The organism is Dyadobacter arcticus, from assembly GCF_011762185.1.
GTDB lineage: Bacteria > Bacteroidota > Bacteroidia > Cytophagales > Spirosomataceae > Dyadobacter > Dyadobacter arcticus.
The window spans coordinates 188,724-209,955 of record NZ_JAASQJ010000003.1; the positions used below are offsets into that span (position 1 = coordinate 188,724).

16 protein-coding genes are annotated in these 21,232 nt (G+C 45.4%); 10 read left to right on the forward strand and 6 right to left on the reverse strand.

All coding sequences use genetic code 11. The features are described from left to right. Positions 1-158: 158 nt before the first annotated feature. The 5 genes from FHS68_RS14255 to FHS68_RS14275 all read left to right on the forward strand — a co-directional run bounded on the left by FHS68_RS14255 (position 159) and on the right by FHS68_RS14275 (position 5,030). Entirely contained in the window at positions 159-524 is a 366-nt protein-coding gene (locus FHS68_RS14255; RefSeq protein WP_167271252.1) for a BlaI/MecI/CopY family transcriptional regulator, read from the forward strand. A gap of 23 nt (positions 525-547) precedes the next feature. Beyond that, the gene (locus FHS68_RS14260; RefSeq protein ID WP_167273244.1) at positions 548-2,497 is read left to right on the forward strand and encodes a M56 family metallopeptidase; all 1,950 of its coding nucleotides are present in this window, start codon (positions 548-550) and stop codon (positions 2,495-2,497) included. A gap of 102 nt (positions 2,498-2,599) precedes the next feature. Next, positions 2,600-3,739 carry a cellulase family glycosylhydrolase gene (locus tag FHS68_RS14265; RefSeq protein ID WP_167271254.1) on the forward strand — a complete coding sequence of 380 codons (1,140 nt, stop codon included), beginning with the start codon at positions 2,600-2,602 and terminating at the stop codon, positions 3,737-3,739. 70 nt (positions 3,740-3,809) lie between these two features. Next, the gene (locus FHS68_RS14270; RefSeq protein ID WP_167271256.1) at positions 3,810-4,724 is read left to right on the forward strand and encodes a sugar phosphate isomerase/epimerase family protein; all 915 of its coding nucleotides are present in this window, start codon (positions 3,810-3,812) and stop codon (positions 4,722-4,724) included. Between the two features lie 15 nt (positions 4,725-4,739). Further along, positions 4,740-5,030, forward strand: coding sequence for a GNAT family N-acetyltransferase (locus tag FHS68_RS14275; protein WP_167271258.1), 291 nt, complete (start codon positions 4,740-4,742; stop codon positions 5,028-5,030). A 21-nt stretch (positions 5,031-5,051) separates the two neighbouring features. On the opposite strand, the gene FHS68_RS14280 is transcribed toward FHS68_RS14275, so the two are convergent. Then, positions 5,052-7,472 (reverse strand): PAS domain-containing sensor histidine kinase, encoded by a 2,421-nt coding sequence (locus FHS68_RS14280; RefSeq protein ID WP_229211907.1) that lies wholly within the window; start codon positions 7,470-7,472, stop codon positions 5,052-5,054. Positions 7,473-7,625: 153 nt separating this feature from the next. Between FHS68_RS14280 and FHS68_RS14285 the strand changes: the two genes are divergently transcribed. From FHS68_RS14285 to FHS68_RS14300, 4 genes are read left to right on the forward strand one after another with little or no spacing between them, the layout of a single operon-like run. Next, a complete protein-coding gene (locus FHS68_RS14285) occupies positions 7,626-8,264 on the forward strand; it encodes a 3-keto-disaccharide hydrolase (protein WP_167271260.1) in 639 nt (212 codons plus the stop codon). A gap of 58 nt (positions 8,265-8,322) precedes the next feature. Continuing rightward, positions 8,323-9,702, forward strand: coding sequence for a Gfo/Idh/MocA family protein (locus FHS68_RS14290; RefSeq protein ID WP_167271262.1), 1,380 nt, complete (start codon positions 8,323-8,325; stop codon positions 9,700-9,702). 32 nt (positions 9,703-9,734) lie between these two features. After that, the gene (locus FHS68_RS14295; RefSeq protein WP_167271264.1) at positions 9,735-10,595 is read left to right on the forward strand and encodes an alpha/beta hydrolase; all 861 of its coding nucleotides are present in this window, start codon (positions 9,735-9,737) and stop codon (positions 10,593-10,595) included. A 4-nt stretch (positions 10,596-10,599) separates the two neighbouring features. After that, on the forward strand, positions 10,600-11,385 hold the full coding sequence (locus FHS68_RS14300; protein ID WP_167271266.1) for an SDR family NAD(P)-dependent oxidoreductase: 786 nt from the start codon (positions 10,600-10,602) through the stop codon (positions 11,383-11,385). Positions 11,386-11,402: 17 nt separating this feature from the next. On the opposite strand, the gene FHS68_RS14305 is transcribed toward FHS68_RS14300, so the two are convergent. From FHS68_RS14305 to FHS68_RS14325, 5 genes are all read right to left on the reverse strand, one after another. After that, positions 11,403-12,098, reverse strand: coding sequence for a T9SS type A sorting domain-containing protein (locus FHS68_RS14305; RefSeq protein WP_208408320.1), 696 nt, complete (start codon positions 12,096-12,098; stop codon positions 11,403-11,405). Next, entirely contained in the window at positions 12,095-13,612 is a 1,518-nt protein-coding gene (locus FHS68_RS14310) for a tail fiber domain-containing protein (protein ID WP_167271267.1), read from the reverse strand. Before FHS68_RS14310 ends, FHS68_RS14305 begins: the two co-directional genes overlap by 4 nt. Before the next feature lie 64 nt (positions 13,613-13,676). After that, positions 13,677-15,137: a tail fiber domain-containing protein gene (locus FHS68_RS14315; RefSeq protein WP_167271269.1), complete on the reverse strand. Its 1,461-nt coding sequence runs from the start codon at positions 15,135-15,137 to the stop codon at positions 13,677-13,679. Between the two features lie 105 nt (positions 15,138-15,242). Continuing rightward, positions 15,243-17,444 (reverse strand): alpha-amylase family glycosyl hydrolase, encoded by a 2,202-nt coding sequence (locus tag FHS68_RS14320; protein ID WP_229211965.1) that lies wholly within the window; start codon positions 17,442-17,444, stop codon positions 15,243-15,245. Between the two features lie 30 nt (positions 17,445-17,474). After that, on the reverse strand, positions 17,475-17,621 hold the full coding sequence (locus tag FHS68_RS14325) for a hypothetical protein (protein WP_167271273.1): 147 nt from the start codon (positions 17,619-17,621) through the stop codon (positions 17,475-17,477). Between the two features lie 450 nt (positions 17,622-18,071). On the opposite strand from FHS68_RS14325, the gene FHS68_RS14330 reads away from it, so the two are divergent. Further along, entirely contained in the window at positions 18,072-21,227 is a 3,156-nt protein-coding gene (locus FHS68_RS14330; protein WP_229211908.1) for a SusC/RagA family TonB-linked outer membrane protein, read from the forward strand. Positions 21,228-21,232 lie beyond the last annotated feature (5 nt).

Below are 21,232 nucleotides of genomic sequence, written 5' to 3' on the forward strand. Positions count from 1 at the left end.
GGGATTTATCCCGGGAACAAGTGATATCAAATGCCAATGGCATCCTTCAACATTAATTAAGAAACTGCTCATCAAAAAATTCACAAAAAACAACCCTAAAAGTTTATTCGTACGAAATATTTCCTACCTTTAAGGCGTTGGTATGAAAACACTTTTTAATGGAGCCTACGAAATCAGAATTGGAAATACTTCAGGTGCTTTGGGAGCATGGTCCATCGACAGTCCGGTTTGTTAATGATAAGCTTAATGAGGAAAAACGTGCCGTTCAATATTCCTCAACCTTAAAATTAATGCAGATCATGGCGGAAAAGGGAATTGTGGTCAGGGATGAGAGCAGCATGAAACATATATATAGTCCGGCGGAGGCTGAGGATAAAACCAAAACAGCTTTGTTGGAGCGATTTGTGGATTCTATGTACAAAGGTTCAGCCGCGAGCCTGGTCATGCAGCTCTTCGGGAATAAAAATACCTCGTCGGAAGATCTGGACGAGATCAGGGATTTTTTCAAAAAACTGGATAAATAATTAACCTATCTCAATTCTTGGCCATGAATTTTGATGTGATCACGCAGCCTTATTTTCAGAAACTTGTTCAGGCGATATGCCTCACTTTATTACATTCACTGTGGCAGGGGCTAATTGCAGCGGGATTGGCAGGGGCGGTTCTAATTTTGACAGGTAAGAGCAAACCTGCGTTCAGGTACAATTTGCTATCCCTGGTCCTCATTGCATTCGTGTTGGGAGTGGGATTCACATTTAGTGTTGAAATGGGTCAGAAAAATGGCATTTCCGAAGCTGCACAAATTCAAAACCTGCATTATTTTCCGGCAAATGCCGCGCAGACACGCGCTGTAGACAATCTAAATGCTTTTTCCAAAAACTTCAAATGGATCGATTCTCTGATGTTTTTTTGTGGTCAGAATGCGGGATTTATTGTGGCAATCTGGTTTCTGATATTTGGAATAAAGAGCGTCCAGGCGGCCAGCGGCTTGGTTTTTCTTCATCGGATCCGGCGACAAAAGATTTATGAGCCGGACGAAAAATGGCGGCTTCGGTTTCAGGCGCTGGCTTTCAAACTCAATATCAGTCAAAAGATTTCATTAATGGAGTCCGAAAACATTACCGTTCCAATGGTCATCGGATTTCTGAAACCGATCGTCCTGATCCCGTTCGGACTCCTGGCCAATTTACCCGCGTCGCAAGTGGAAGCGATTCTTTTACACGAACTGGCACACATCCGCCGCCGCGATTATCTGGTTAATCTCATTCAGATTTTTTCTGAAAACGTGTTTTTCTTCAATCCTGCTGTGCTTTGGATTTCCTCAGTACTTAAAGAAGAGCGTGAACATTGCTGCGACGACCTTGCGATCTCGGTCATGCGGAATAAGACCTCCTTCGTTGAAGCGCTGGTTTCTTTTCAGGAATATAAAACGTCTAGCAATATATTCGCAATGACGTTTTCTAAAAAGCGTAACCACTTGCTGGACAGGATTAAACGAATAATCAATAACAACAATAAACCTCTTGATGCCATGGAAAAATTATTTGTAGTGATCAGTTTAGTTTTAGTAGCGGTACTATCTGCCGCCGTTTCACATGTTGCGCCAAACCAGCCAGCATGGGTTGTTTCTCATCAAGAAAATCGGCAGAAAGCTGAGGAAAAACAGGAGATAGCTAGTCGGATTTCCTTGCCGGTTCGTTCGTCAACTTTTGAAAGCGATACGTTACCGAAAAAGAAAAAGTCAGAAAATACGATCTTTCATTCCGCCAATATCCACGCTGCCCAGGACGGAATAAGTACATATGATGTAACTGCCAATGGAAAAGCATACACCATTGTTCAAACAAATGGAAAGACTACTGCTCTGGTTGTCAATGGAAAGCCGGTTCCTGACAGTGAAATGGCATCTTACCAAACAGAAATTGACAAGATCATTAAAGATATTAAAGTAGCCCATGATGATGCCGAGAAGCAGCGTCAAGAAGCAGATAAACAAAGGGAAGAGGCGGACCTTCTCAGACAACAGGCCGACGTGCAAAGGAAGGGGGCAGAACAAAACCGCGTTCATGCCAATGAGTTGAGGTTAGAGGCCAACAAACATAGACAGGAGGCGGACAAAATGCGCGGAGACGCAGAGAAAATGCGTGCGGAAGCTGACAAACAAAGACAGGAGGCCGATAAACACCGCGTAGAAGCTAATAAAGCCAGAGAACATGCAGAGGAATTCAGATTTGCTGCTGAACAGAATCGGCAGGAATACGAAAAGATGCAAAATGGCGTAATTGACGAATTGATTAGTGCAGGTGCCATCAAGGGGATTAGCGACCTTTCGTACAGACTTAGCCAGGATGAATTAATTGTAAATGGCGTAAAACAACCGGCTGAATTGCATCAAAAATTGAAAAACAAGTATATTAAAGACAAGGCTGTTGAAATGGTTTATAATTACAAAGGCCGGACGGGCTATACAACAACAGGGTTAATCTACACGAAATAAGGTGCGTAGATCTGGTAAGTTTTCAAAACTTGCCAGTTCTCGCCAAGTAAAATTCCTGCCAACCGGCATTTTATAGAAAGTAACAACGAACATGTCTGACCCATGCATCGCAGGACTTTCATAAAAAGCACAGGCGCACTAGTTGCTGCCGGTACAATCGGAGCCGAGGAGTTAGCCTCTTTCAATGCAAGGCCGAAGAACAAACTCCCAAAGTGGAAGGGTTTTAATCTCCTTGATTTTTTCTCGCCCGACCCTGCGTCCAGCCGCAAGCCTACACACGAAGAGCAATTTAAATGGATGAGCGACTGGGGTTTTGATTTTGTCAGGATTCCCATGGCTTATCCCGCTTATCTGAAATTTGACAGGACGAAGAACATTACCCCTGAGGAAGTATATCAAATAGACGAAAAAGCGGTTGAACATATTGATAAGCTGGTAACTGCGGCTCATAAATACAATATGCATGTCAGTCTCAACCTGCACCGTGCACCCGGATATTGTGTGAATGCCGGATTTAACGAACCGTATAATCTTTGGACGGATCAGAAAGCATTGGACGCATTTTGCATCCACTGGAACATGTGGGCGAAGCGGTACAAAGGTGTTTCGTCCAAAAAAATCAGTTTTGATCTGCTGAACGAGCCGAGTATGCGGGCGGATATGAATGATCAGCATTCTAAAAGATCAACGGTACCCGGCGCAACTTACAGGAAAGTTGCGGTTGCGGCTTCGGAGGCGATCCGGAAGGAAAATCCAGGACACCTGATCATTGCGGATGGTAATGATACCGGCTCCTCGGTTATTCCAGAACTGGCTGATTTAGACATTGCGCAAAGCTGTCGCGGGTATCATCCGGGCATCATTTCACATTATAAGGCACCCTGGGCGATGAAGGACACCGAAAATTTACCGAAGCCGAAGTGGCCCGGACAGGTTGGGGACAAATATTTAAGCCGTGAGATGCTCGAAAAATTTTATAAACCATGGATCGACCTGGTAGGGAAGGGAGTAGGCGTGCACTGCGGAGAATGCGGCAGCTGGAATAAGACCCCGCATGATGTTTTCCTGGCGTGGTTCGGCGATGTTCTGGATATTCTTTCTTCCAATGGCATCGGTTTCGCGCTCTGGGAGTTCTCAGGTGATTTCGGCGTTTTGGATTCACGCCGCGAAGATGTTGCCTACGAAGATTGGCACGGACACAAGCTGGATCGGAAGTTGCTGACGTTAATGATGAAAGCCTGATATTCCATAAAACAGTAATTCCCTCCGACATCTCTAAAAATCAATCAGTTCTATCAAATAACTCATCGTAATGAATCGCAGAGAATCATTATCATCCATACTAGCCGTCACCGGATCGGGTTTACTACCAACGGAAAACGTCAAGAATAAGGTGCAGCCATTTATCTATTCGCTCAATATGAGCACGCTTCGTGGACATAAGCTTGGCTTCCGTAAGGAGCTGGAAGTGGCGGCGCAGGCGGGATATGGTTCTGTCGAGATTTGGATAAACACCTTGCAGGATTATCTCAAGACCGGCGGTACGCTTGCGGAAGCCAAAACGATTATTAAGGATCTCGGGCTGAAAGTTGAGGACGCCATCGGCTTTGCTCCATGGATTGTGGATGATGAAGGCACCAGGGCAAAAGCATTGGATCAGCTCAAAACAGAAATGGAACAATTGGCTAAGATAGACTGCCTGCGCGTTGCCGCCCCACCGATGGGTGCCACTACCGGGGCATCACTTGATCTGAAACAAGTAGCGGAAAGATATCGGACGATATTGGAGCTGGGAGAAAAAACAGGCGTTGTACCACATCTTGAACTCTGGGGATTTTCGAAAAACCTGAGCAGGGTGGGAGAGATATTATATGTTGCGGTAGAAGCGGCGCATCCGTCGGCACGGGTATTGATGGACATTTACCATTTACATAAAGGCGGTTCGGGCATGGACAGTGTTAAAGATGTAGGGAAACCGCTTATTGAAATATTTCACATGAATGATTACCCGGCAGCACCTCCCCGCGAAACGATTACTGATGCGGACCGTGTTTATGCCGGAGATGGCGTTGCCCCGCTAAAAGATGTTTTAAAATCCCTCAAAAATCCTGATAAACCGGTAATCCTGTCATTCGAAGTGTTTAATCAGGGTTATTATGCGCAGGATCCGTTGCTAGTGGCGAAAACAGGTCTCGCTAAAATGAAGAAGGTGGCAGAGGGTGTTTGATTAAAAAAACTTTTTATGAGCGAAGTTAAAATGAAGCTGGATGACCGCCGACGCGGCCGATTTTATATTGAAGAAGAAGGCAAGCAGGTGGGGGAAATGGTGATCGGGGTCAGCGAGACCACACTCACCGTTTACCACACTGAGGTAAATCCTGAATTGGAAGGAAGAGGTCTTGCCAAAAAAATGCTGGATGAAATGGTAGCTTATGCAAGACAAGAGCATTTACAGGTGCTTCCTTTGTGCGAATATGTTCATCAGCAGTTTCGCAAACATCACGACGATTTCGCGGATATCTGGAAGAAGTAACAACTATTTCCGGGTTGCTTATCATTTCGGCTGAGGCAGATATACAAGGAATGTTGAACCTTTGCCTGGTTCGCTCTTCGCTGTAATGTACCCATGATGGTTTTGAACCACTTTTTTGCATAAGGCAAGGCCGATACCCGATCCGGAAAATTCGCTCCGGCCGTGAAGACGCTGGAACATTTGAAATATCTTGTCCAGATGCTTCTCATCAAATCCAATCCCATTATCAGCAATTTCCAGGCATAAGTATCTGTGGTCTGGAAGTGAAGTAGGCAGTACTTTCAGTTCGGCTGGCATGACCTCATGCCAGGATATGTTTATTTTGGAGGGCACATCAGGCTTTTTGTACTTGATTGCATTGCTCAATAAATTTTGCATCAACTGGGTAAGCTGGGACGAATTCCCCCAAACAACCGGCAACGTTCCAACATGAATGTCCGTCTCCTGCTCCTGAATTGAAATCTCTAAATCTGCCAGCACACCTTTGACGATCTGGGTAAGCTGCACTGGCCTAAATTCATCGTTTCGGGTTGTTAGCCTCGAATATGCGAGGAGATCATCGATCATCAGCGACATTCTTTTAGAAGCATCCTGAATCCGATCGAGCATAAATACGCCGTTTTCGTCCAATGCTCCGGCATAAGTAATTTGCAACCTGGATCCGAAAGACTGGATTTTCCTGAGCGGTTCCTGCATGTCGTGACTGGCGGCATAGGCGAATTGCTGAAGATTATTATTGGAGTTGACCAATTCAGCATTGGCCTGGTGCAATTCGGCCGTTCGTTGTTCTACCCTTTGTTCCAGTTCATTTGCAAGCTGACGGTAACGCTCTTCGCTCCTTTCCAATTCCTGCCGGGATTTGACCTGCTCGGTTACGTCAAGCGCCATGTTGAGAATGGCATAAATTTCACCGTCCGAGTTGCATAGCGGCTTATAAGTATAATCGTAATAAAAAGTCTCCAACTTTCCGTCAATCATGATGTCACCCCTTGCACTTTTATCTGAGTGTGCCTCGCCTTTTTCATAGACATTTTTCAGAATAGACAGGAATGGCTGGCCTTCCAATTCAGGCAATGCTTGTCGCAGAGGCATTCCTATAACGGCGTCACCTTTCCCCCAAAGTTTTAGCATTGCCTCATTTGGAATGTCTATAATCATGTCTTCTCCTACAAAAAGCGCAGTCGCAACCGGTGCTTGTTCGACCAATGTTCGAAGGCGTTCCTCACTTTCCCTTAATTTATGTTCAGATTCGATACGGTCTGTGATATCCATGACTATTCCTGAAATTGAAATGGGGTGACCGGTGCTATCGTATAAATAATTGCCAATGACCCGCACCCAATGGATGGATTGGTCATTCCAGACAAATCTGGCCTCATACCTCAGCTCACCCGTTTCAATGGCCTTTGCATATGCCGCCAGACGCAGTAATATATCTTCCGGATGCACATGAAGTACGAAAACGTCACGGCTGATGTTTACGTCCTCTTTACCAGTGATGATCCTGGCCAGGGTGGGGGAATGGATTATTTCGTTGGTGCCCAGCTTGATTAAAAATGAGCCGGCTCCGGATCCTTCGATGGTCATCGCGGCTTGCTGGTCGGCCCACAGCACTTTTTCTTGTGAGCTGATTTCGTGCGTGACGTCGCGCATAATGCCCGTGAAGCGATATGGCATTCCCTCTTCTGTAAAATATGCTTTGCCGTTGCAATGCAGCCATCTCAATATTTTGTCACTGGCGCCTAGCGCACGGTAACGGATATCATAAGCACTGCGTGATTTGTTATCAAGGGCTTGCGCTACTGCCAGTCGAACCCGCTCACGATCCTGATAATGAATGAATTGAACAAGCGAGTCATAATTTAATTGCTCATCGGAAGGCATTCCATAAAGCGCTCTGCAATGGTCGTCAAACTGGACAACCTTATTGATCGGGTCCATATTCCAGGTTCCTAATCGTGCAGCCTGCAATGCAAATTTTAAATTCTCTTCGCTCTCTTTATGCGCTTGTTCCGAGCGTAGCTGATCGGTAATATCTATCATCGAACCCACCATTCGAACAGGCTTGCCGTTAATTTGAATGGTGTAACCCCTGTCATGCACATTTGCGTATGAACCGTCGCTTCGGCGAAAACGATAGAAGTCAGACCAATTGCTTTCCTCTTTTTCAATAATTAAATAAATATTTCGGATTACCCGCTCCTGATCTTCGGCATGGATGCGATCAAACCAGGAACCCGGGCCCGATTCCAATTCGTCGGGACGGTAACCAAACCTTTCCTGCATTCCCGAGCTCCACCAAAAAGTGCCTTTTAAGAGGTCCCAATCCCAAATCACATCCCGGGTGGCCTTTGCTACGAGTTCAAATCTCTCGATAGCAACCAGCAGGTCGCCCTTAAGTGCATTAAGCGTGTCATTCAAGGGCAATAGTTCAGTCTGCATTGATTTGGGTTAAGGGAAGATTAGACACAGATTTGTAAAAATAGTAATATTCATGCAGACTGGATACGCCTTAACGAATAGTAAAGCCATTGCCTTTTACGCTTTTGAGAGAACAGAAAAATCTGAAACCAAATCAGCAAAACTACGATCCATATGAGAAACAAACCATTATATCTCCTGGCAGCCGCTGTTCTGGCATTAATGAGTTTTATTGATCTACCCAAAGGAAAGCCGGTAAGACTCTTTGATGGTAAAACATTCAATGGCTGGGAGGGAGATACTGTAAAAATGTGGAAAATAGAAGACGGTGCACTGGCTGGTGGATCCTTAACCGAGACCGTCCCGCACAATGATTTTCTTTGCACCAGGAAAATCTATTCCAATTTTAATTTGAAATTAAAATTTAAACTTACTGGTAATGAGGGTTTTATCAATACTGGTGTTCAATTTCATAGCGTCAGGGCGAAGGACCCGGCTTACGAAATGATCGGCTACCAGGCCGACTTGGGTGATAAATACTGGGCGAGTCTTTATGATGAGTCTCGACGAAACAAAACCCTTATTGCTCCGGACTCGGTAACGATTGAGAAAATTCTGAAACGCAATGAATGGAATGATTATGAAGTCCGCAGCGATAACGGGCACATTCAAATATTTTTGAATGGAAAGCAAACGGTGGATTATACGGAGACTGACAAATCCGTTCCGCAAAAGGGAATTATCGGTTTTCAGATACATGGAGGTGGAAAGGCCAAAGTATTTTATAAAGATGTTTTTATTGAGGAATTGTAGAGCGTTCATATAAAATGAGTTAACTATTATTGTTTCTTACACTTTTTTAAATTTCAATATGCACCCGACCCGCCGGAATTTTTTAAAAAACGTTACAGCTGCGTCAGCCTTACTGGCCACCAACGGCATTGCGAAGCCTTTCAATATCATTAAAGACCTCAAAAAAATCAGCCCCAATGACAAAATTCGTTTTGCGACCATTGGAATGGGGATTCAGGGAAATAGTGATACCAGATCCGCAATCCGGAGTACGCCGGAAGCCGAATTTGTAGCAGCGGCGGATCTTTATGACGGCAGACTAACCAGGGTAAAAGAGGTTTATGGAAAAGATATTTTCACTACAAGAGATTACCGGCAAATTCTGGATCGGAAGGATATTGATGCCGTGCTGATCGTCACGCCCGACCATTGGCATGACCATATCACCAAAGCTGCATTGAAAGCCGGAAAGAATGTGTACTGCGAAAAACCGATGGTCCATCACATTGACGAAGGACATTCAGTGATTGACGCCTGGAAAAAAGCGGGCAAAACGATGCAGGTAGGAAGTCAGTCCGTCAGTTCTGCGTCCTATAAGGAAGCGAAAAAACTGGTACAGGCTGGCGAGATCGGTGAAATCAATTTTGTGGAATCGAACAATGACAGGTTTAACTCGATCGGCGCATGGAATTATTCCATTCCCACGGACGCGTCGGTCGACACCTTGGACTGGGATACATTCCTGGGCGACGCTCCCAAAGTCCCTTTTGACTCCAAACGGTTTTTCCGGTGGCGAAACTACCGTGATTATGGAACAGGCGTCGCTGGCGATTTATTTGTACACTTAATTACCGGGGTGCATTTCGTAACCGGTTCGCTTGGGCCGGAACGTATCCTGTCTTCTGGCGAGCTCAGCTATTGGAAAGACGGTCGCGATGTTCCCGACGTGCTGGTATCGATCCTGGATTACCCGAAGACTGACCTTCATTCGAAATTTCAAATGGTGTTGCGGGTGAATTTTGCCAATGCAGGTTCTATCAAAAATAACACCCGAATTGTAGGGACTGAGGGGCAGATCGAATTTACCCAAAATAACCTTGTTCTGAATAAGAAAAAACTGCCCAAAGCGCCTGGTTTTGCCGGTTACGATAGCTACAACACATTTTCGGAGAGTCAGCAGAAGGAATTTAAGATCCAATATGACGCACAGTACCCGGAAGATACCCGGAGAGTAGAGCCTGTAAAGGAAATTAAGTTTGAAGCGCCCAAGGGCGACGACGCGGATGCCAATCACTTCCGGGATTTTTTCGATAATGTCAAAAAAGGAAGCCTAGGAACCATCGAAGACCCGATTTTTGCTTTTAGGGCTGCCGCTCCGGTACTTGCTTGCAATAAAAGTTATTTCGAGAAAAAGATCGTCAATTGGGACCCGGTAGAAATGAAGCTTAAAAAGAAATAATCACCCACATTCCCGTCAACTAATCATCACTTATGCGTATTCTGAAATTTGCCGCTCTTCTCTTTTTTTGTTCTGTTTGCAGCTTTGCGCAAACAGGCAAAGTGCTTGACAATCTGTCACTTCCTTCCAAACTTTTGAAATCCGAAAGGAAATTTGCGATTTATTTGCCACCTGATTATGCAACTTCGGAGCGGAGTTATCCGGTGCTGTATCTGTTACACGGCGCGGGAGATAACCACACGGGCTGGGTGCAGTTTGGGGAAGTGCTCAACATTGCCGACAAGGCCATTCGCGAAGGCACTTCAACACCCATGATCATTGTCATGCCGGATGCCGATACAGGTAGGAGAGGATATTTCAATGATGTGAAGGGAGACTGGCCGTATGAAGATTTCTTTTTCCAGGAATTGATGCCTTTTGTTGAAAAGAAATTTCGCATTAAAGCAGAGAAACGCTACCGCGCTGTGGCAGGATTATCCATGGGTGGCGGCGGTAGTTTTATGTACGCATTGCACCATCCGGAATTATTTTCATCAGCATGTCCGTTAAGTGCTTCAACTGGACCTATTACTGTGGAAGATGCTAAAAAGAACCTTGTCCGCGACAATCCGGACATCGCCGATTCGACGGTAACCAAATATTATAACCGCCACAGTGCGTTAGCATTGGTCAACAATATGCCGGATGCCGATAAAAAGGCCGTGCGCTGGTATATTGATTGCGGCGATGATGATTTTTTATTTGAAGGCAACAGTCTGGTTCACATTGCTTTGCGAAAAAAAGAAATTCCGCATGAGTTCAGGATCAGGGAAGGTGCGCATAACTGGACATACTGGCGAGAATCGTTGCCGACGGTCTTACAATTTGTATCCCAGGCATTTCATCAATACTAAGGGCATGACCAAAGAGGAACTACCCGGAATAAAGCAATTTGATCTGACTGGCAGAGTGGCTATCATTACGGGCGGCTCAAAAGGTCTTGGATATGCAATGGCGGCTGGGCTGGCTTCTGCCGGTGCGAATGTAATACTGGTGAGCCGCAATGCTGATGAAGGAATGCACAGTGCGGCAGCGCTTGAAGGTTTATACAAACAGAAGGCGGTTTCGTTTGCCGCGGACATTACCAGTTTGTCACAAACGCAGGCGATGGCCCAGTTTGCGATGGACACTTTTGGGAAAATTGACATTTTGATCAACAGCGCAGGAATAAATATCAGAGGGCCGATCGACGAAATTTCTCCGGAGGATTTCAATAAAGTAATGGATACCAATGTAAACGGCACCTGGCTTTCGTCACGTGCCGTTACGCCTTTTATGAAGGCACAAAAAAGTGGGCGGATTATTAATTTGGGCAGTACGCTTGGACTGGTTGGTTTGGCAAACCGAACACCTTATACGGCCAGCAAAGGGGCGATCGTCCAGATGACGAGAGCATTGGGGATGGAATTGGCGCCTTTTAATATCAATGTCAATGCCATTTGTCCCGGGCCTTTTTTAACTGAAATGAACATTCCCATTGCTGATAGCGACGAAGCAAGGGATATCATCCTGGGTGCAACTGCATTGAAACGCTGGGCGCAGCTCCGTGAAATTCAGGGAGCCGCGATTTTTCTGGCCAGCGATGCGGCAAGCTATATGGTAGGTTCGGTACTGACTGTTGACGGCGGCTGGACGGCTCATTGAGCCGCATGATCTTAGCATTAATCCCGCATCAATTTCAATGTCCTCTCTCCAACTGCTGTCTGTATACGCAGCAGATAGAATCCCGCTTCTGGCAGTTTCAGCTTTTGACTGGCCGCAGGATTTTCCTGTTTTTGAATCACCGAGCCCCGCTTGTCTGACAATGTGAGTGAGATGGCATGATCCGGCAGCGTAAGATTGATTACCCCGTCATGTGAAGGATTTGGAAATGCTGAAAAACGATCCAGACTTTCATTTTCAGGAATGACACTCACAATCCGGCTGATCGTAAATTCTCCATCGTAATCAACCTGTTTCAAACGATAGTAGCTGGTGGTTTGAAGGTTGTTATCGGTAAAATGATAGCTTTTCTCGCCCTGATAATCGCCTGCCCCATCTACCCAGCCTATTTGTTCAAAATGTTTGCCGTCAATGGATTTTTGTATTTCGAAACCTTTATTACTGCTTTCCTCCGCGGTTTTCCATTCAAGTTCGGCATTGCCGTTGCTACGAAGATGACCTTTGAAACTGATCAGCCGAACAGGCAGCACCGACATATCGGTTGGGGTTAACGTTCCAATTACCCAATTGACTGAAAGATTGCCAACTGTTCCTGAATAGGCGGCACCATAAATGCCCGACGGAATGACTTGTTGGGCGTAAAGCTTTGTACAATACATCATCGTACAGAGGATTATTAGTGTGATCTGTTTCATTTTCCTGATGAAGTTTTTGCCGATACGCCGTTTGAAGTTGCTTTCAAACTGGCTTCTATGCTATGTAAAGAATCTTTTAACTGGCTCATTTCCTGCTGCATGGCGGTTATTTGAGACGCCTGTGCTTTCAATGCTTTATTTTCTGATTTCAGTCTATTTTTATCAGATTGCAAAGCATTCAAAGAAGCATTCAACTCTTTAACCGACTCAATCAAATGCGGAATCAACCCATTATAGTTGACTGATTTGAACCCTTGCTCATCCGTTTTGACCAAGTCAGGAAATAAAGCTTCCACTTCCTGGGCGATCACGCCTGTTTGAATGGATTGGTCAAGGGTGCCGTCCTTCCAGAAATAACGGTAACCATTCAGTTCGGTCAGTTTGGCAAGGGTGTTGCTCAGGGGCGTAATGTTTCTTTTGAGCCTTTTGTCCGACGTTGAGAGAATACCGGATGCTATATGCGCGTTACCCTGCCCATCTACCCAGAATGACCATTTACCGTTGTGGTAAAAACCGATCTCGGTGTTTGATTTCATACCCATAAATGCTGAGGCGATATTATTGAAATCGTCGAGAAGAACTCCGGCAGTTGTGTTTTCATTATGACGGATTCTTGGGCGGCTGCCTATGTCCAGGATGAATTCAGGAGCCAATACATTATCACCAATCCCAATTTTTCCGCTTCTTAAAACTGTAAGTGCATTGGAGCGGTTGGCCTCGCTGGAACCATTGCCAATTTGAAAAATACGATCGAAAAATATGGGCGTATTGCTCGGATTATCATCTTTGTTATTGAACTGTCCGATGGAAGTGGAGGATTGTGCTTTGGCAAATGTGTTGTCGCCTGCTGAAAAGGAGGACTTGCCGCTGGCTACATTGTTGGATCCTATCGAAGTGGATGACAATCCGGAAGATTCCGAATTGAGTCCGAAAGAAGCAGAATATTTTCCGGTTTTATTGTCCTCCCAGGCAGTATTGAAAGGTAAGTTACGACCAACTTTAAAAGCTCCCTTTCGAGGATACCAGATAAGCATGTTCCCTGGATCAAGCTGCGGAAGAAAACCGCCCTGATCGTCGTCGCCGGTCTGGATTATTGGTGTATTGTTTTTCCACCTGTCTGCCTCGCCTGCGAATAGGGCGTAAGGGACGCTTGACATCTTTGTCAGCCCAAGATCAACATAATTGGTTCCGCCAGTTGCATCCAATTCAACTTTCAAAGAGTGTTCGTATATATCCCAGCTGATGTTGAATGAACCACTTTTAACTGAACCTGCTCCCACCAATACTGTAAAAACCCCTGAACTGGAAGTCGTCGTGTTTTGAGTTTCCTGATAAACCACAACATTGTCATCTGCATGCTGAATGATGGAAAATCTTAAACCGATATTCGCATTCGCAACCGCTTTGCCAGCAGCATCCTTCGCCACTCCCTGAAAGCTAAACTTTTGCGGCGCCTGTGCGTAACCCGATAGTGCCAGAGTTACAAAAAGAAAAATTTTAATAAATGATCTCATGAATGGTGTGTAGTTATTGAATTTAAGATAAGTGTGTTTGAATTAGCTGACGCAGGTACCAGCATCATTTTGTCTGCATTGACGTTGCTTCCTGCTTTGCGGCAAGCGTTTGCAACATTTCTGTTAAGGTATTTACTCTTGCTTCCAGGGCTGACAATTGCGAAACCGATTTCCGCAATTCGTCATTTTCCTTTTTCAAATCTTTAACCGATTCGATCAGATGCGGGATGAAGCCAATGTAATTGACAGATTTGAAGCCTTTTTCATCTGTTTTAACGAGTTCAGGGAAGATGGTTTCGACTTCCTGGGCGATAAAACCAGTTTGAATTGATTGATCCATCTTAGGGTCTTTCCAAATGAAGTGATAACCCTGAATCTGATTGACTTTGCTTAGGCTGTTGCTGAGTGTAGAAAAGTCTTTTTTCAGTCTGCGGTCGGACGTCTGGATCAATGATCCGTTTAGGCGACCCTCGCCCGTTGCATTAACCAAAAATTTCCAGTCATCGCCTAGATAAAAACCAACCTCGTTGTCAACTTTCATCCCAATGAAAGTCTTTGCCTCTTGTTGAGAATTATTTAACCAAAGTCCGGCAGATTCGTTATTGCGACGGATACGAATACGTCCGCCTACGTCCAGGACAAACTGGGGTACCAAAACGCTTTTTCCTAATCCCAGATTACCATTCCTAAGCATTGTCAGGGCGTTCGATCTTGCACCAAAAGTGCCAATGCCTATTTGAAAAACTCTGTCTGTTGATTGTAGATTAGACAGACTTGGTTGATCCTCAGTATCATTATAACTCCCTATTGACATGGAGTATGAGGCTTTTGATATTACCTTTTCACCCATCGCTACAGCCGAATTCCCGATTGCTTCACTTTCAACGCCAGTTGCAAAGGAGGCAACACCTGAAGCAAGAGTATTCTGCCCGAATGCGGCGGAGCTGAAGCCTATTTTGCCTATATCCCAATTGTTATTATCAATGTAACCCGCTCTTAATATTGCTTTTCTCGGATACCAAATTAATTTGGGACCAGTATAGGTAGAAAATGATTGCGCTGGCAATACGCCCCCTTCGTCGATTACTCCTGTTTGGATAATTGGATCCATATTTTTCCACCTGCCTGCTTCGGACGCATGTAGCGCATAGGGAACACTTAAAAGTTGAGATGAGCCAAGATTTACATAGTTAGTTCCACCTCCTGGATCTAATTCAACCTGTAGATAATGAAATTCAGATTTCCAGTCGATATTTTTGAAAATGCCATTTTGCGTAGTTCCTGCGCCAACAGCTACTGTAAAAACTCCGCCCTGGCTCGTAGAAGCGTTGTGTGTTTCCTGATAAACCATTGGGCCGATGGTTGTGGTGCTGTGAATTGTCAACCTCAATCCAATCGTAGCATTGGAAATCGCTCTGCCTTCAGCATCCCGTGCCACGCCTTGGAAACTGAATTGCTGGGGCGCCTGGGCGCTGGATAGAAAGGCTGCGAATACAAAAAAAGCAGCAAATATTGATGATCTCATGTCTGTTTTGAATTTATTAGAATTCTAAAGATAGACCAGAGGGGCCGGAGGATAGAAATCGTTTATCCTCCGGCAGATACAATGAATAAGCGGTATAAGAAATGCTTATTTCTTAATGAGCTTACCTGTTAAAGTTTTCTGGGGCGTTACCAGCTGATAGATGAAAATGCCTGATGGTAGCGGCTTTGCATTGAATTGAAACGTGTGTTTGCCTTTGGAATAGTTACCATCCGTGACGACACTCACAGACCTGCCTTGCATGTCAAGTATTTCCAGCTTTACGGGCATGTCTTCCGGCAGGCTTAACACAAACCGGGTCTCCGAATTTGCGGGATTGGGATGAGAAGATACATTTAGGCCGGTTTCCTTTTCCTCTACACCCTCTTCGCGAGTAGCCGTCATTCTTTTTGTCGGCGCTTTCAAATCGGTCAGTATCTGAGGGGCAGTGTACGTTGCTTTTACGTAAACATTCTGGCCTTTTGAGTTGAATTGCTCATTCCAGGCTTTAATGACGTAATAGTTATTTTCATTGGGAACATGGTCTATGATCAAATTTCCCGCACCGGTAGTTTTTGCCAACAGCGTAGTTCCATCTTCCTTGTAAATAGCCAGCGTAAGTTTGGTAGCTTTTGCGGTTTTCGTAGGATAGAGGTCTAAATGAATGTTTTTGCCTGCCTCAGCATAAATTCTGCCCACCGTTCTGGGATTGAACCAGGCCCCAAAATCCGGAATGGCGCCTCCTTGTTTTAAAGATTTCGGATTTGAATCACCCAGATCGTCAGCCATTTCCCATTCCTGCGTAGTTGGAATGGCAGCGGGTGCAAAGCCTCCTGAAATCCCGGCCGGACCGAATACGCAATAGCCTCTCCGCACATTGGAGCCATCGCAAGGGGGTATCCAAAGCGTCACCTTCCCCGTGTTATCAGTCCAAACATCATTTGAATTGGCGCCCGAATAATCGTGCAGCTGTACGTTGTTTCCAAAATCAGTCTGAACGGTTACCGTCTGGCCGATTGTCCAGTTATCATTAACCGCTATTATAGCCTTGGCCGACCGCTCGATCACCAATGCATCCTGCGCCTGCCATCTCACTTTATAAGCACCTGCTTTGAAACTTAGTTTTTGATGGCACCACATTAAGTTTGCGAGGTAATCCCGTACAGGTAAGTCGGTTAAAGAAGTCGGGAGGTGATTGTCACGTGTTGTGGTGGACATATCGAACAGGTCTTCAAAAAATATCTGCGGCGAACCGTCGACAGCCATTGCAATGGCATAAGCAACCTGAATCCGACCATCATCCGGGTTGATGTGTGCCGCAAGTTCGTCGCCAGTGTTCCAGGTAACGTAATCCCCGTTTGCGTCGAAAGTGGCAGGCCTGAATGTATCGTGATTATTCACAAAAGGCACGGTGCGGTAGCGATTACCTTGCTGCATTCCAGGAATATCTCCAAGATTGTAATTGCCGCCGCTGCTAATAATCCCGTACAGCCCGCCTCTCAATGAGAAATCAAATGTGCCTGCCAGATCTTCCGAACCGCCATTGCTGAACTTGACGTCGTTAATGTATTGGTCCATTTCCCCCGCACTTCCCACATATTCACCTACATTAAACATATTGGCGCCGCCATTGGCCCAGCCAGCCTTGTATTTCACATTCCAGCTCAGATCCTGCACCACCCAATGCGGAAAATGCTTGACAGCATCCCATCTGAATCCATCCACGCCCGTCTGCTTTTTCAGCCAGATCATCCATTTGCGTGCTTCCGTAACATTGTAATTCAAATATTGAGGCGGATTGTAGGTAGCATTGGTGCTTAGGCCGTAAGAATTACCATCTTCATAACTAAAATCCGGCCCCCAGCCACCCATGGCCCAGTTACCCGACGTGCTGTTGGTCCATTGATTGGGATGAAAATTCTGGTAATTCTTCGACCATCGTCCCGAACGGGCCAGATAGTTCTGCGCGGTTTCATCTGTTGCAGGAGTCGTGTATGAAACGTATCGAAAATTCTTATAGCCACTTTCATTTGCCATGGAATAAACGGGCTCCGGATCCTGGCCGCCTTCTCCATTCAAAGCGCCTGCATCGCTGGCATGGTTGAGTACCACATCTTGTATAACGCCTAATCCATTCGCATGCATGACGGCTATCATTCGGAGCAAATCATCCTTGGTCCCAACTCTTGTTGTGACAGAACCTTTTTGAAATTTATCGCCCAGATCGTAAGGATCGAAAGGCGAATAGCCAACCTTGCTTGTGCTTGCATTTTTGATGGTAGGAGGTATCCAGACATGATCTATGCCCAGATTGCGGAGCCGGGGCGAGAGCTCGGTAAGTTAATTGGCCCAGGAATTGACGTAGTTGGAATTGTTGTAATCCCAATAGAAACCCTGAAGAACAATCTTGCCATTCCAGGGATTTTGTGCCTTGAGACTATTAAAAAAGAAACAGATTAAAAGTGCCGACAGTAGTGTTTTGATCATTGGAGATAAGATTAGGCGTGGAACATTTTTGAAATAAAATACTCCGATCAAAAATATTAATAGCCGATTATCCTGTGGTGATCTGGGTTATCCAACGGTCAATATACGTTATGTAACTCATGGTTATTTTCGAAGAAAACATAGTCCGATAGGAAGATTGCTTGGTTTTGTAAATATTTTAATATCTTTTTGTCTAGCGGTTACAATGACGCCCTACGAGTTAGGCAATCCGATCACTAGTAGTCCTTACATAAACTCCTCCAACATCACATCTTGACTTCAACAGGGATCATTACGGTCTTTGCGGAGTAGGATATTTGCAATGTTTTGTTGAATTAAAATGTGTAAAACCGACACGAGTTTAACTATCTACCAATTATACTTTAACCTATGAGAATTTCTAGAAGAACGAGGGGCCGGAGCCTATGCCGGTGCTTTTATTCCCTATTAATGGCTACCATGGTCATAACCGCTGCATCTGCTCAGGATGTGCCGGTAAAGGGAAAAATCAATGATGAGCAGGCGCAAGGATTGCCTGGAGTGAGTATTGTTGTGAAAGGTACCTCAGTTGGTACAGTAACGGACCTGGAAGGGAATTACACGGTGAATGCACCAAGTGCAGCAACACTTGTCATTTCTTTTATCGGTTATATTACGCAGGAAATACCATTGGGAGGCAGAACGAGCCTGGATGTGAAGATGTTGACCGATACAAAAGCACTTGAAGAAGTAGTTGTTGTAGGTTATGGTACCGCCAAAAAAGCGACGCTCACCGGTGCGGTTACGGCCGTAAAAGGGGCAGAATTAGCAAAAGCACCGGCTACCAACCTTTCCAATACATTGGGTGGACGGTTACCGGGTGTTTCTACGGTTCAGGGAAGCGGTGAACCTGGTTACGATGGTTCAGCGATCCGTATCCGCGGTACCAACTCGCTGGGTAACAGCAATGCACTTATTGTAGTGGATGGAGTTCCAAACAGGAGCGGTGGTTTGGATCGTTTGAATCCAGCCGACATTGAGAGTATCTCGGTCTTGAAAGATGCTGCGGCTGCCATTTACGGTTCACGCGCTGGAAACGGGGTTATTCTGATCACTACCAAAAGAGGAAAAACCGGTAAGCCGCAGTTGTCGTATGATATCAATATGGGTATCGCACAACCTACTCGCACACCTCAGATGTCCAATGCATCGGAATATGCGACCATTCGGAATGAATTGCAGATTTATGATAACTTACCCGTAGGCCAATGGTCTGGCGCGTTGCAAGGTTTCAATACCAATGGAGCCTACACAAGAACGGATAATGGCAATGTACTCAGCGCGGTTTTTACGCCTGATGACATTAAAAAATTCGGGGATGGCTCCGATCCGCTTCTTCACCCTAACACAGACTGGTATGGGTCGGTGATCAGGAATTGGTCGCCGCAGCAACGTCATAACCTGCAACTAACGGGCGGTAGCGACAACATTAAGTACCTCGCTTCTCTTGGCCACATCAACCAGGATGGTAATTATGTGAATTCAGCAACGGGTTACAAGCAATATGATATGCGTATCAATTTGGATACAAAGATCAATAAGTATGTGAGCGCTAATCTGGGTCTGACATTGCGTGAAGAATTCCGTCGTTTTCCAAATGGCGGTGGAGCAGGGGACATTTTCCGGATGCTAATGCGCGGAAAACCAACTGAAATCGCCATCTGGCCAGACGGACGTCCGGGACCTGATATTGAAAACGGACAAAACCCTGCGGTTATCACTACCAATACAACCGGTTATAACCACGATAAAAGGGACTACATCCAAACCAATGCATCATTGGACATTTTGATTCCCGGTGTTGAAGGCCTGAAAGTAACTGCCATGGCTGCGATCGATAAGCAATTGCGCCGTCAGAAATCCTTCCAGAAACCTTGGACGCTTTATTTTTGGGATAAGAAGACTTTTGAAGCAGACGGAACATCGCCTTTCCTGACAGGAACGGTGCGTTCTACTTTCAGCGATCCACGTTTGACGGAGAGTTCATCACAAGAACTTTCTATCCAGTTGACGGGTCAGGTTTCGTATGAAAAACACATTAACTCGCACAATTTCAACGTAATGGCTGGTATCCAGCGTGAGAAAGTGGAAGCTGATGGTTTCCTGGCCTACCGCCGCTATTTCATCTCGCCGGTGGTTGACCAATTGTTTGCAGGTGGTACAGCCGAGCAGAATATAGACAATTTCGATCTTTTCAGACGTGCGCGTTTGAGTTACTTCGGAAGGGCTGGTTACAATTACAAAGAAAAATACCTGGCTGAGTTTCTGTGGCGCGTAGATGGATCTTATGTGTTTCCAAAAGACGGTCGTTTCGGTTTCTTCCCTGGGGTTTCTGCGGGATGGCGTATTTCCGAAGAGGATTTCTGGAAGGGAAATATCAACTTCATGAACAATGTGAAAATTCGCGGTTCGTGGGGACAAATGGGTGCTGAACCTTATTTCCTGGGAACAGAAACCCTTGCTGAGTACCAATATCTGGAAACAATGGGCTTTGGTTCCTATGTAATCAATGACCAGGTAGCCAAAACTTTGCTGGAAACCAGGGTTGCTAACAAAGCCTTTACCTGGGAGGTTGCCAACAACACCAATGTGGGTATCGAGGGAACATTGTTCAATGATAGGGTCGCATTTGAATTCGATTACTTCGTGAATAACCGTTCCAATATCCTTATCCCAAAAATTGGCTCAACGCCTTCCAGCGCGGGTATCGATGGCAAGCTTCCCCCTCAAAACCTGGGTAAGCTGCAAAACAAAGGATGGGAGTTCAAACTGAGCTACGATGGCAGCTCGGACGATTTCACCTATTCGGTCAGCGTGAACGGTGGTTATGCCAAAAATAAGATCAAGTACTGGGATGAGACGCCTGGCGCACCATCTTACCAGCAAACAACCGGAATGCCTTACAACTCATTCCTGGCTTACCAGTATGACGGAGTTTTCAGAGACCAGGCCGAAGTTGATTCCAATCCATTGGATTACAGCGGTATCACCGGTTCGATCCGTCCGGGAGATATGAAGTTCAAGGATGTGAATGGAGATATGAAAATTACGGCAGATGATAAAATGCGGTCTGAAAAAACCAACCGTCCGCAATTTACCGGAGGCGCGTCCTTCAACCTTGGGTATAAGGCTTTTGACTTGTCGATTTTATTCCAGGGAACATTAGGAGGTCTTCAATACATTGGTCAGACTGAATCCGGGGACATTGGTAATTACCTAAAATATGCCTACGATCACCGCTGGACAATTGACAATCCAAGCTCAACCGAGCCAAGGCTTGCTAATAGAAATAATACTTATTATACCAATTTCGATAATGCCGGTGCCAATACGTATTTTTTAAGAAGCAACAATTATGTGCGTCTGAAAAATATTGAATTGGGATATAACCTGCCTTCCGAGATCGGCAGCAAAATAGGTTTGGGTAACCTTCGGGTCTATGTAAATGGGCTTAACCTGTTCACCATCGACAAGATCAAGATATGGGACCCGGAAGCGACTTCAACAAGCGGACAATATTATCCACAGTCGCGAGTGCTTAATGCAGGTGTACGTGTAACTTTTTAAGAATC